Genomic DNA, 12,862 nt, shown 5'->3' on the forward strand with positions numbered 1-12,862 from the left:
ATAGTGAATGTGCCATTAGTCATTTGGCACTAATTTGGCCCTACGCCGCCTTTCGGCGCTGACGGGCAACCGAGCATGTGCGACGCTCCGCAAAGACGCTTGGCTGATGTCAGGAGCCTCGTCAGGGGAAAGTGGCTTTGTCTCAGCCAGGCATGCCACGCAAGCAGCACGCAGGGGAACCGCAAAGATGAACAGTGTGGGGATTTTTCCGACTTTAGTAGGCGCCAGCGGGGCCGATAGCTCTTCCATTGCGGATCCCCGCGGTTAGGCAATTCGGTAATGCAGTCGAACAATGTAAGCCGGTCGGTTGAAGCGTCGTGGGCGGGAACGCGGCTACGGCATGCCTGCCGAAAGCTGTTGCTGCTGCAGGCATTGTTCGCCTGTATCGCCGCACAAGCCAACGCACAGGAAAATCCCGCCGACCTGGCGAGCCTGTCGCTGGAACAGCTATTGGATCTGGAGGTCGTCACCGCATCTCGCTTCGATCAGAAAATCGATCACGCTCCTTCCGCCGTGCAGGTCATCAGCGCCCAGGACATCCGCACCCACGGTTGGCGCACCTTGGGCGAAGCACTGGAGAGCCTGCCCGGGCTGTATGTGAGCGATACCGGCCTGTACACCTATCTGGGCGCACGCGGCCAACTGCGCGCGGGTGACTACGACACGCGCTTCCTGCTGCTGATCGACGGCCATCGAATCAACGACCCGGTATTCAGCCAAAGCCCGGTGGGTACCGAATTTCCGTTGGACATGGCGTTGGTGGAACGTATCGAATACGTGCCCGGCCCTGGCTCGGCGGTTTACGGGTCCAACGCTTTCTTCGGCGTCATCAATGTCCTGACCAAGTCGCCCGGACAACCCGGCAGCGGCGAAGTGGCGATCGACGGCGGAAGCTACGGCACTCATGGCGCGCGGGCGGTGTTGTCCACCAGCGGCGCATGGGGCCAGACGTTGATGTCGGCCAGTCATTCGCATTCGCGAGGGCGCGACTTCTACTTCCCGGAATTCGTGGGAACGGAAACCAACGGTGTGATCTCCGACGGTGTAGTGCGCCACCAGGACGACGAGCGCAGCCAGCGTCTATTCTTGCGCCACATCGCCGGCGACCTGACGGTAATGCTGCTGGCCAGCGATCGCCGCAAGGACGATCCGGTGGCGCCTTATGGCCAGGCGTTCGGAATGCCCGGCGCCAACATCCAGGACCGCTGGATCGTGCTGGGCACGCAGTACAGCCGCGCGCTGAGCGACACCACACGCTGGCAGGCACAGCTGGACCTGATCGACTACCGCTATGTCGGCAACTACGCCTACGACGATCCGTACGCGGTCATCAACCGCGACATCTCCACCGGTCAATCGATCGTGCTGGGAAGCCGGATCGTTACGACATGGCCACGGCACACCATGGCCGCCGGCTTCGAAGCCCAACTGGACCGTGCGGTCGAGCAGCGTAACTTCGATGTCGAACCGTACATCAACTATCTCGAATCGAAGCACGATATTTCCAGCCTGGGATTTTTCGTCAACGACGAGTTCGCGATAGGCGGAGATTGGCTGCTCAACAGCGGCTTGCGCCTGGACCGCAACGATATCGGCACGCTCCGCTTGAGCCCGCGTGTCGCCTTGATTTCGGCACGTCCCGGCGGCACCACCTTCAAGGCGATCGTCGGCAAGGCCTATCGCTCCCCGAACGCTTACGAGCGCTTCTACAACCTGGATACCAACAACGGCAGCCAATGGACCGGCCCAGGGCTCAAGGCCGAAAGCATCCGGACAGCGGAGCTGTTCTTCGGACGCAAACTGGGCCAGCACAGCCGGGCGGAAGTCTCCCTGTACGACTACAGGTTGCGCGACCTCATCACCTTGGTGGGCGACGACGAGCTGCTCATGCTGGAAAACGCGGCAAGTGCGTCCACCACCGGCGCCGAGATGGCTTTTCTTTATCACTGGGAGAACGGCGCGCTGCTGCGTACCAGCTATGCCTACAACCGCGTGCGCGATTCACGGGGGGGTCCGGTGTTGAACGCACCCCGTGGCATCGCCCGGCTGTCGGCCACCGTGCCGCTGGGCAATGGCGTATCGGCGGCGGCAAGCACGCAACACATCAGCCGCCGTGCGACCAAGCTGGGTTCGGTGGACCACTACACCGTGGTCGATGCGAACCTGGTGTGGGAACCCACGCGCTTCCCGTTTGCGTTGTCGGCCGGTGTCCGCAATCTGCTCGATGAGCGTTATGCCGATCCTGTCGGGCCCGAATTTGTCCAAGACGCGATTCCCCGCCGCGGGCGCGAATATCGCGTCGAGCTGTCGTGGCGGTTCTGATGAGACCACCGCGCTTGCGCCCAGTCAGGCAGCCGTCCGGCAGAACCAGGGTACTGCTGACGCTGCTTGCGCTGCTGGTCGCCGGTCCACCGTCGGCCTTCGCGCAAGTGGACGAGTCGGCGCTGAAGGCCGCATTCGTCTACAACATCGTGGCGTTCGCCAGTTGGGACAGCGAAAGCGGCACGGGCGAGGGTACCGGCGCAATCATCGATCCCAACACGCTGGTGATCTGCACTGACGCGAACAAGTCATTGGACACTGCTCTCGCTCATCTGGCTGGCAGAGCGATAGGGCGCCGCCGCATCACCGTGCACGCTGCAGCCGCGGAGGGAACCTGCAACGTCCTGGTCCACGCCGGCCGCATGAATCCCAACTACACCCTGCCCCATGCATTGGTAATTTGCGATGGCTGCGACCTTCCGGACGGCACGACGGCCGTCGCGCTGGTCCGCGAAGGCAACAGGATCCGTTTCGATGTCGATCCTGCATCCGCCGCTAAAGCAGGCGTCAGTTTCAGCAGCCAACTGTTGCGGCTCGCCAGGCGAGTGATGTGAACGTATCTATTCCGAACACCCGGGCGGCGAACCTACGGTCCACGGCGGGCGGCGCCGGATTGGCATTGATCCTGGCCGGCGGCCTGTTGCTGATGCTGCAATACCTGAGCCTGCGGCGCGAAGCACTGGACGACGCGCGGGTGCAAGCCCAGATCATCGCGTCCAGCAGTGCCGCCGCGGTCATGTTCCAAGACTCGGAAGCCGCCGGCGACACATTGGATTCTCTCAGCACGTTGGCGTCCATCCATCGCGCTCGCATCAGCGATGCAGCAGGCAACGTGGTCGCCGCCCATCCACGGTCCGAGGACTCGGCACCGCTGGTCGATACCGAATGCGGCTTCGGCTGCGCCCAGGTCAGCGCTCCCATCGCGCTGCAGGGACAGCAGGTTGGCGTGGTGCAGCTGGAGCTTGATCTGCGTCGAGTACACACGCGCCTGCTGGGCTTGGCAGGCGCGTTCCTGATTGCCGCGATGGCGGCATTCGCGTTGACGTTGCCGTTGATGAAACGCATGCGCACACGCGTAAGCGAGGCCGAATCTCGACTGGAATACCTGGCGCACTTCGACCCGGTGACGGGACAGAAAAACCGGAATGCGTTCAATGCATGTCTGAATCGTTCGCTGCAGCGCGAGAGCGGCACACGCCAAGCGCTCATGCAGCTGGACATCGATCGCTTCAAGGAAGTCAACGACACGCTGGGGCATCTTGGCGGAGACGAACTGCTGCGGCAGGTCGGCAGTCGCATTGCATCGGCGATGCGGCCAGGCGACGAACTGTTCCGCCTGGGCGGGGATGAGTTCGGCGTGGTGATGAGTGCGGTGAAGTCGGCGACAGAAGCCCGCCTGGTAGCCGAAGCGATCCTCGACCAGTTCGGTGCACCGTTCCGTATCGACGGCCAGCAACTGATCGTCACGGCGAGCGCCGGCATCAGCTTGTGGCCGGATGACGCCGAACAGTTTCAGGAACTGGCCGGGAATGCCGATGCCGCCATGTATGCCGCCAAGCGCGAGGGTCGCAACCGGGTGGCGTTGTTCGAACCACGGTTACGCGAAGCGCAGATAGCGAAGCTGAAGCTGCAAACGGATCTTCGTCGTGCGCTGGAGCAGGACCAGTTCCAACTGCATTATCAGCCACAAGTACGCACCCAGGATGGCCGGCTGCAAGGCGCCGAGGCGCTACTACGCTGGACCCATCCTGAGTTGGGACGGATATTGCCGAGCACTTTCATTCCCATCGCCGAAGACTGCGGTCTCATCGTAGAAATCGGCCGCTGGGTTATTCGCGAGGCTTGCCGCCAAGCCGCCGTTTGGCGCACGCAGGGCTACGGCAATATCCGGCTGGCCGTCAATCTTTCGGTGCGCCAGACGCGCGATGAGCAACTGCCCGCCTTCATCGATTCGGTGCTGGCGGACACCGGCATGCCTCCGAACTACCTGGAGTTGGAGATCACCGAAAGCGTACTGATGGAAGAAGCCGACCTGGCGATCGCACAGCTGGCACGATTGCGCGCGCGTGGGTTGCATCTGGCCATCGACGATTTCGGCACCGGCTATTCGTCGATGGTGTATCTGAAGCGGCTCCCCATCGACAAACTGAAGATCGACATGACCTTCGTGCAAGCCATTCCCGGTGATGGCGAAGCGATCACCACCGCGATCCTGGCGATGGCTCACGGATTGGGTCTTGCCGTCGTCGCGGAGGGCGTGGAAACCGCTTCGCAATACGAATTCCTTCGCCGCGCCGGCTGCGAACAGGTGCAAGGCTTCCGTATCGGAGCGGCAGTACCTCCCGACGAGTTCGCCACGTGCTGGCTCTCTCCTTCGGCACGGCAGGATTTGCGGCTGGTTTGACCCGACCACCGCAGGGTGGGCCCAGGCCTACCCTATGCCAGCGCCACCCATAGGCATGCGGCTCCCCTACAATCGGGCGCACCACTACTCATCGGGTTCTCGCTCATGCGCCTTCGCCCTGCCTTGCTTGCCTGCGTTCTCGCCTCGGTCTGCTTGCCGCTGTCTGCGCAGGAAACGCCCAAATACAAGAGCGCCCAGGAAATCCTGGACGCTTCACCGGCCAGCGATTGGCGCACATTGGATCCGGCCAATACGTTGTATCTGGAACTGGAAGCGGGGCGCGTCGTCATCGAACTCGCACCTGCGTTCGCTCCCGAGCACGTGGCCAACATCCGCACGCTGGCGCGCGAAGGATTCTGGAACGGCTTGAACATCTACCGATCGCAGGACAATTTCGTGGTGCAGTTCGGCGACCCGGATGCGGAAGAGGCCGGAAAAGCCAAATCGCAAGGCTCGGCAAAAAAATCATTGCCGGCCGAATTCGCCCGCAAAGAAAAAGGCCTCAACTTCACCCAGCTGCCCGACCGCGACGGCTGGGCGCCTGAAGTTGGATTCGTCGACGACTTTCCCGCCGCGCGCGATCCGAAAACCGGAGAAGCATGGCTCGCGCATTGCTATGGTGCGCTGGGCGCCGGCCGCGGTGCCGAGCCGGATAGCAGCAACGGTAGCGAGCTATACGTGGTGACCGGGCAATCACCGCGCCAGCTGGATCGCAACATCACCCTGGTCGGCCGTGTTGTGCAAGGCATGGAGCTGTTGAGCGTCATCGTGCGCGGCCCCGCACCGATGGGGTTCTACGAAAAACCGGAACAGCGCACGCCGATCCAGGCGGTCCGGCTGGCCAGCGAAGTACCTGAAAGCCAGCGCACGCCGCTGCAGTTGCTGCGCACCGACTCGAAGACGTTCGCCGAAGCCACCGAAGCACGCCGCAACCGCCGCGATGGCTGGTACGTCCGCCCCGCCGGCCACATCGATCTGTGCAATGTGCCGCTGCCGGTGCGTACGCCGAAAAATTGATCGCGTAGGGCGGGTCTTGACCCGCCCTACGGCATTTCGGGGCGCTTGTGCGCTTCGACGATGATGCGCTTGTCCAGGATGCGTACGCTGCCGACCATTAGCAGGCGAAGATCACGAACGATGTAGTCGGCCAAGGTTTCATCGGCGATGTCGTCACCATCAATATCCAGCCGGAAGCCCTGCCCTTGCAGGCCGCCTCCGTTGCTGAAATCGATCTCGAAATCGAATACGACACGTTTCTGCATCTTCGTCACTCGTTATGCGCGCGGCGCACGTTGGCTGACGGCCACGCTGCCGAGGATCAATCCACCCGCAAGAACCATCATCGGCGTCACCGGTTCGCCCAGGAACATCCAGGCGAATGCGGCACCGAACAACGGCACCAGGTACGTCACCGTGGCCGCGCGCGCCGCGCCGATGCGCTGGATGAGACGGTAGTACAGCAGGAAGGCGTAGCCGGTGCAGAGCAGGCCAATGGCGATCGCACTGCCCCACGCTGCCGGCGGAATCGGAGCTGTCGGCCAATGCGTCGCCGCGAACGGCATCAGCAGCAGCGCCGCGCAGCTCAGCGTGGCCGCGGCCGCGGCGGCTGGCGGAATGCCACCCAGGTGCCTGCGCACCAGGTTCACGCCGACGCCATATAGCAACGCAGCGGTAGCGCCCGCAGCGACCGCTGGCCCAACGCTCAAGCCACCCGCTTTGCTGGTGGCCAGCACCACCACGCCAAGGAAACCCACCAGCAGCGCAACAGCGCGGCGCATACCGATCTTTTCGCCAAAGAAAACGAAGGCCACCAAGGCCGCGAACAACACCGTCATCGCGTTGCAGATCGCGCCAATCGCGGCCGGCGACCGCTGCGCCGCCCAGGCGAACAACAAGAAGGGAATCGCCGAATTGATGGCACCGATCAGCGCCAGCTTGGGCCACAGACCGCGGGAAAACGCCGCACGCTCGCGCCAAAGAAAAGGCAGCAGGATCAGCGCCCCCAGTACCAGTCGCACCTCAACCAGGGCGAACGCGCCAAATGGCTTGGCCGCCACCCGCATGAACAGGAACGACCCGCCCCAGATGGCACCCAGCAGCAGCAACTCCGCAGGGGTCCGCCAATCACGCACCAGCGGCTCGGAAACAAGCGCATCTACCGCACCACTGTTGCCTGCCATGACCGTTGCCTCGCTTTTGCCTGGCGCCATTCTCCCAGCAACCAAAGCCTTCACAAGCGGATATTATCGGGGCAAGCCACAAATCTGGTGCGTGTCTGATCATGAACCTACGTCCTTCCCTGCTGCCGGCGCTGGGTGTATTCGCCGCCGCCGCCCGCCATCAGAATTTCGCCCACGCGGCCGATGAGCTGCATCTCACCGCAAGCGCTGTCAGCCACCACGTGCGCAAGCTGGAATCCCTGCTGGGGGTGACCTTATTCCAGCGCCATGCGCGCGGAGTGAAGTTGACCACCGAGGGCCGACAACTGGCCGATGCCGCGACAGTCGCGTTGAACGACATCGAAGCGGTGGCCGCCAATCTGCACCAGACCGGCGACGTCGTGACCTTGCGCATCACCACGTTGCATTCGTTGGCCTACTGCTGGTTGCTGCCGCGGCTACCACGCTTCTGCGCCCAGCATCCCAACATCCGGCTCAGCCTGGATACCGGCACGGCACTGACGCGCTTCGATGAAGGCGGACCAGACCTGGGCATTCGGCATGGAACAGGACATTGGCCTGGGCTCACGGCGCACCACCTGATGGATGACGAGCTTTTCCCGGTTGCCTCGCCTGGCCTGGCCGGCGTTGCCGCCGTGCGAGAACCACGCGATATCGCACGACTGCCGCTGGTGACCGACTTGGCGCTGCAAGGCTGGCGCGATTGGTTTCGCGCGGCGGATGTGCGCGGATTGCGGCTGCCCGATATGCACAGTTTCAGCGACAGCACCGACGCGATGCGCGCCGCGGTGTATGGCATCGGCGCGGCGTTGGCGCGCAAGCATATCGCCACGCCTTATTTGCAGCGTTATGAACTGATCCGCCTGCCCGGCCCCGCACTGAAGGCGCGCTTCGCCTACTACGCAATTCATCCCGCCCACCGCCCCCTGCATCCGGCCGCGATTCTTTTTATCGATTGGCTGAAACGGGAAGCGCTGGACGAACGTACTCCGCTGCCGCCGATGCCGGATGGATTGTTGGGCAGGGAGTCGGTGGCGTGATTTTTCCGCTGCTGTCCTCATGGAATCTATGTAGGAGCGACGTAAGTCGCGATGAAGCTCCATCGGTAGAGCTTCATCGCGACTTACGTCGCTCCCACAAGGAATTCATCCGTGTTTTCGTAGAGCCGAGCTTGCTCGGCTGATTATTTCCGAAGCCGCTAAACAAACAACAGCGGAGCGAACTCCGCTCTACACCTCAAAACCTATACCAAAACCTTGCAAAGTAAGCCCGGCCATTCAAACCGAACTGCAGGCTCTCATAGATATGCCCGTTGTCGGTTTCGTTCGGGTCCTGACGCGTCGGGAACACATCGAAGATATTCGCGCCGCCCACCGTCAATTTGGCATTCTCGGTGAAGCTGTACGTCAGGCTGAGGTCTGCCGATGTCTTGGCGGCGTAGCGCTGATTGGGCACCGGCGGGCCGGAGAACGTGCCCAGCGTCTGCTTGCCGAAATGGATCACTTTCAGATTGGTGTTCCACTTGTCCCACTCATAGTCGAAGCCCAGCACTGCCTTGCTGCGTGGCGCACCATTTTCCACGAACAAGCGGTCGCGTTCGGGCAGCACCACTTCTTCACGCCCTTCGAAACCCGCAGGCAAATTCACGTTGGTCACTTCGGTCTTGCTGTAGTTGACGCCCAGATAGCTCGACAGCTTGCCCTCGCCCAGCGCCATGTCGTGCGAAAGCGTCAGGTCCACGCCTTCGGTACGGGTGTCCACCGCGTTGAAGAAGAAACGCGCCAAACCCACGCCCAGGTCTTCCAGGATTGGGCCGATATCCGGATCGCTGGTGTCGAAATCGCCGCTCAACACGATGCGGTCGTCGATGTCGATGCGGTACGCATCCAGCGTCAGCGACAGGTTGTCGCGCGGCTGCCAGGTCAGCCCCAGGGTGTAACCGCGCGAGGTCTCCTCGACCAGATTGGGAACGCCCGCCGCACGCGCCAGTTCGCTGTCGTTCGACGCGATCACCACATCCACTGCTTCGCCACTGATGAAATCGGTGATGGTGGAAGAGAAGTACTTCTGCTGCAGCGATGGCGCACGGAAGCCGGTGCTGACCGAACCCCGCAGCAGCAATGTGTCGCTGGCGCGGAACGCCGCCGCGACCTTGCCGTCCAGGGTGGAACCGAAGTCGCTGTAGTCCTCATAGCGGGCCGCCACGCTGGCCATGAAGCGATCGGTGAAATCGAGTTCCACATCCACGTAGCCCGCCCAGGCCTCACGGCTACGGTTGGTCACGTCGCTGGGCTGGAAACCCGGGAAACCCTGGCTGCCCGGGTTGCCGCCATCCGGACCGTCGACGTCGATGTACGAACCCGCTTCACCCGCACGGATGCGATAGTTCTCGTCGCGGTGCTCTAGACCGAAGGCGACATTCATGCCGTTGAGCACGCCATCGAAATAGCGCGACACATCGAAGTTCGTGGTGTTCTGCTTGAATGAGAAACCACCGGCGTCGAAGCTGCTCGGGCTAGTGCCCGCACCGCCGGTCAACAGGTCCAGATTGGCGATGGAAGCATTGAGCGTGTTGTTGATGGTGTAGCGCAACTCGTTGTAGCCGAACGTATGCGACAGGTCCCAATGCCATTCGCCCGCATCGCCGCGCAGGCCAACGATGGAATAGCGGTCCTGCAGATCGCCGTCGATAAAGGGCACGAAACCGTTGGGATACATCGCTTCGGAGTTGCGCGAAGGAATATCGTCCGAACCCACGCCACCGCGCGCGAACGCGGCCGATGATGCGTCGCGGCTCTGCATGCCGGCGGTGAAATAGAACTCCGCCACGTCACCCAGCGGAATATCGCCGTTGATGTAGAGCGTACGGTTCTCCACCTGGCTGTCGCCGATGATGCGCAGCGGATTTTCCGCGGTGGTGCGATTGGAGCGATCGCGATCCTGCCATTCGCCGGTGATGGCGAAATGACCTCCATTGGACATCTCCAACCCGCAGTACGCCGACGCCAACCAGTTCTCGCCGTCGCCACGCGAATACTCACCCCAGCCCAGCACGCTCTCGCAACCGGGGCGGCGCTTCAACGCGATGTTCATCACGCCGGCAATGGCATCGGAACCGTACTGCGCTGCAGCACCATCGCGCAGCACTTCCACGCGGTCGATGGCCAGCACCGGAATCGAGTTCAAGTCGGTACCGGTATTGCCGCGATTGCGAGCGCCGTAGATGTTGACCAGCGACACCGTATGCCGGCGCTTGCCGTTGACCAGTACCAGCGTCTGGTCGGAGCCGAGACCGCGCAGTGCGGCGCCGTCAATCAGGTCGGCGCCATCAGCACCGGTCTGGCGAGTGGAGGTAAACGACGGCGCGGTGTACTGCAGCGTCTGCGCCAGATCGAACTGCGCGCCCTGTTCGGCCAGCTTCTCCATCGGGATCACATCCACCGGCACCGGCGTCTGGGTATCCGAAGAGCGCTCCACGCGCCGCGAACCCAACACCGTGACCTGGTCCAGCGTCTTGGCCTCCGAGCCCTCCTCTCCCGTGGACGCTTCCTGCGCCGACACAGCGGTGGTCATTCCGTACAACGGAAGCATCAACGCCAGATTCAAAACGGTATAAAGCCGATTCCTTCGCATACAAGAGCCCTTGGATCAGTGAAGTAAAAAAGAGGGGGCGCAACACGGCCTGGTCCCGGAATCTACGCTTGGCTTGTCCATAGCGTCCAGTCGGCAGCGGGACCCTCCACCCGAACGTAATCGTGTTTACCGCCGCATCGCAGAGCGTGCCAATTCGTTATTTGGCTGGCTTCATTTACCGCCGCATGCGTGTTTGCGCAAGGGTAACGGATGGCAGATGCGCATGCATGCCCCAGTCTTTATGCTTGGCGTTCCCTGCTGCACAGCAACGAGAATCCCATGCGCAAAAGCCTGCTTGCCGTCGCTCTTCTTACCTCCTTGGCAGCCTGCCAGAAAGCCGAGTCCCCCGCCGCATCCGCCACCGGTGCCTCGCCTGCAACCGCCGAGTCCACTGCGGCGGCCGACGCCGGTTTCTCGGATCTGTCCAAGCGCGCACTGGAGGGCTGGCTGCAGCTCTCGCCCGTCAGCGCTACCCAGATTGGCGAGCATCGCTACGACGGTGAACTGGACGACCTAAGTGCCACCGGCCGGCAGAAAGGCCTGGAGTTCGGCAAGAAGATGCTGGCCGAGCTCGACGCACTGGATGTTGCGCAGCTTTCGCGCGAGAACCAGGTGGACGCGGCGATCTTGCGCAACCAGTTGCAATACGACGTCTGGAGTACCGAAACCCTGCAAAGCTGGGCCTGGGACCCGCAGGTCTATAACAACCTGGCCGGCGGCGCACTATACGGCCTGATGGCGCGCGAGTTCGCGCCGCTGCCAGACCGCCTGAAGTCGGCCACCGCCCGCATGGAAAAGATTCCTGCTCTGCTTGCGCAGGCGCGCGAGAACCTGGACCCGGCGCGAGTGCCCAAGCCGCACGCCGAAACCGTGGCCAAGCAGAACGCCGGCCTCTTGAGCATCGTCGACACCTTCATCACCCCGCACGTGAAGGAGCTCCCGGAAGCTGACCGCCAACGCCTCGAAGCGGCAACGGAAACACTGAAGAAAGCCGTCTCCGAACACCAGGCCTGGCTGGACAAGACGCTGGTTCCCAATGCCAAGGGCGATTTCCGTATCGGCGCGAAATTGTACGATCAGAAGTTGCAGTTCGCGCTGCTCTCATCGCTGTCGCGCGCCGACATCAAGCAACGCGCCGAAGGCGAACTCAAGCGCGTGCGCGAAGAAATGTATGGCATTGCCCGCACCGTGCTGAAGGACAAGCCGAACGCTCCCAACGCGCCCGACGCGCCGAGCGCGGACGAACAACAGAAGGTCATCGAAGCAGCATTGGAGCTGGCCTACGCCGAGCGTCCCGCGCGCGACAAGGTAGTGCCCGAAGCAGAGGCCGCGCTGGCCACGGCCACGGAATTCGTCCGCAGCAAAGACTTGGTCACGCTGCCCGATGCTCCGGTCGAAATCATCGAGATGCCGGAGTTCCAGCGCGGCGTGGCGGTGGCTTATTGCGATTCGCCGGGCCCGTTGGACAAGCACCTGAAGACGTTCTACGCGGTCTCGCCGATTCCCGAAGACTGGAACCAGCAACAAGTGGATTCGTTCCTGCGCGAATACAACAGTCGCATGATCCACCTGCTCAGCATCCACGAAGGCACGCCAGGCCACTATCTGGAAGGCTGGCACTCGGCCAAGTTCCCATCGATGCTGCGCGCGGTGCTGCGCTCGGGCATGTTCGCCGAAGGCTGGGCGGTCTATACCGAGAAGATGATGACCGACGCAGGCTATCTGGATAACGATCCGCTGTTCCGCCTGGTGCAGCTGAAGTTCTACCTGCGCGGCATCGCCAACGCCATTCTCGACCAGGGTGTGCAAGTCGACAATTGGACGCGTGAACAGGCGCTCGACCTGATGGTCCGCCAGACCTTCCAGCAGCAGTCGGAAGCCGAAGGCAAATGGCGCCGCGCCCAGCTGACGTCCGCGCAGCTGCCCACCTACTTCGTCGGTGCGCAGGAGCACTTCGATCTGCGCAAGGCGATGGAAGCCAAGCAGGGCGACCAGTTCAACCTCAAGGCCTACCACGACCAGGTGCTGTCCTACGGCGCGCCGCCGGTGCGTTTCGTCCGTCAGTTGATGTTGGACGAGCCGATCAAGTAAGCCATGAAGCCGGCGGCAAAACCGCCGGCTTCACGCGTGTCGCTTTTGTAGGAGCGGCGTCCCGCCGCGAGCTCTTCCCACCAGATCGCGGTGAAAGCGAAAAGCTCTTCAACAACGAAGCTGGTCAAAGCTCGCGGCGGGACGCCGCTCCGCGCCCCCGAAGGCCATCGACGTGCACGATCAAGAGCGCGCCGCAGCGCGTCCGGATGGCGAACGCTCGCGCTTCAATTGC

Annotated in this window: 9 protein-coding genes; 6 read left to right on the forward strand and 3 right to left on the reverse strand. The window is 62.6% G+C overall.

The window, feature by feature from the left end; translation table 11 throughout:
* Window positions 1–279: 279 nt before the first annotated feature.
* The 4 genes from AADW18_RS08805 (at window position 280) to AADW18_RS08820 (ending at window position 5,743) form a co-directional block, all read left to right on the forward strand.
* On the forward strand, window positions 280–2,322 hold the full coding sequence (locus AADW18_RS08805; RefSeq protein ID WP_337342996.1) for a TonB-dependent receptor: 2,043 nt from the start codon (window positions 280–282) through the stop codon (window positions 2,320–2,322).
* Window positions 2,322–2,876, forward strand: coding sequence for a YfiR family protein (locus AADW18_RS08810; RefSeq protein WP_337342997.1), 555 nt, complete (start codon window positions 2,322–2,324; stop codon window positions 2,874–2,876). Before AADW18_RS08805 ends, AADW18_RS08810 begins: the two co-directional genes overlap by 1 nt.
* Window positions 2,873–4,726, forward strand: a complete 1,854-nt coding sequence (locus tag AADW18_RS08815; protein WP_337342998.1) for an EAL domain-containing protein — start codon at window positions 2,873–2,875, stop codon at window positions 4,724–4,726. The genes AADW18_RS08810 and AADW18_RS08815 overlap by 4 nt, the downstream gene beginning before the upstream one ends.
* A 105-nt stretch (window positions 4,727–4,831) precedes the next feature.
* A complete protein-coding gene (locus AADW18_RS08820) occupies window positions 4,832–5,743 on the forward strand; it encodes a peptidylprolyl isomerase (RefSeq protein WP_337342999.1) in 912 nt (303 codons plus the stop codon).
* Between the two features lie 26 nt (window positions 5,744–5,769).
* On the opposite strand, the gene AADW18_RS08825 is transcribed toward AADW18_RS08820, so the two are convergent.
* Both AADW18_RS08825 and AADW18_RS08830 read right to left on the reverse strand, forming a co-directional pair.
* Entirely contained in the window at window positions 5,770–5,988 is a 219-nt protein-coding gene (locus AADW18_RS08825; RefSeq protein ID WP_337343000.1) for a cyclase, read from the reverse strand.
* Between the two features lie 12 nt (window positions 5,989–6,000).
* A complete protein-coding gene (locus AADW18_RS08830) occupies window positions 6,001–6,906 on the reverse strand; it encodes a DMT family transporter (protein ID WP_337343001.1) in 906 nt (301 codons plus the stop codon).
* A gap of 101 nt (window positions 6,907–7,007) precedes the next feature.
* Here AADW18_RS08830 and AADW18_RS08835 point away from each other — a divergent pair, with 101 nt between their 5' ends.
* Window positions 7,008–7,946, forward strand: coding sequence for a LysR substrate-binding domain-containing protein (locus AADW18_RS08835; protein ID WP_337343002.1), 939 nt, complete (start codon window positions 7,008–7,010; stop codon window positions 7,944–7,946).
* 196 nt (window positions 7,947–8,142) lie between these two features.
* On the opposite strand, the gene AADW18_RS08840 is transcribed toward AADW18_RS08835, so the two are convergent.
* The gene (locus AADW18_RS08840) at window positions 8,143–10,479 is read right to left on the reverse strand and encodes a TonB-dependent receptor (RefSeq protein WP_337343003.1); all 2,337 of its coding nucleotides are present in this window, start codon (window positions 10,477–10,479) and stop codon (window positions 8,143–8,145) included.
* Window positions 10,480–10,818: 339 nt separating this feature from the next.
* Between AADW18_RS08840 and AADW18_RS08845 the strand changes: the two genes are divergently transcribed.
* Window positions 10,819–12,630: a DUF885 domain-containing protein gene (locus tag AADW18_RS08845; protein WP_337343004.1), complete on the forward strand. Its 1,812-nt coding sequence runs from the start codon at window positions 10,819–10,821 to the stop codon at window positions 12,628–12,630.
* Window positions 12,631–12,862 lie beyond the last annotated feature (232 nt).

This window comes from Pseudoxanthomonas sp. CCNWLY206-1, assembly GCF_039710385.1.
GTDB lineage: Bacteria > Pseudomonadota > Gammaproteobacteria > Xanthomonadales > Xanthomonadaceae > Pseudoxanthomonas_A.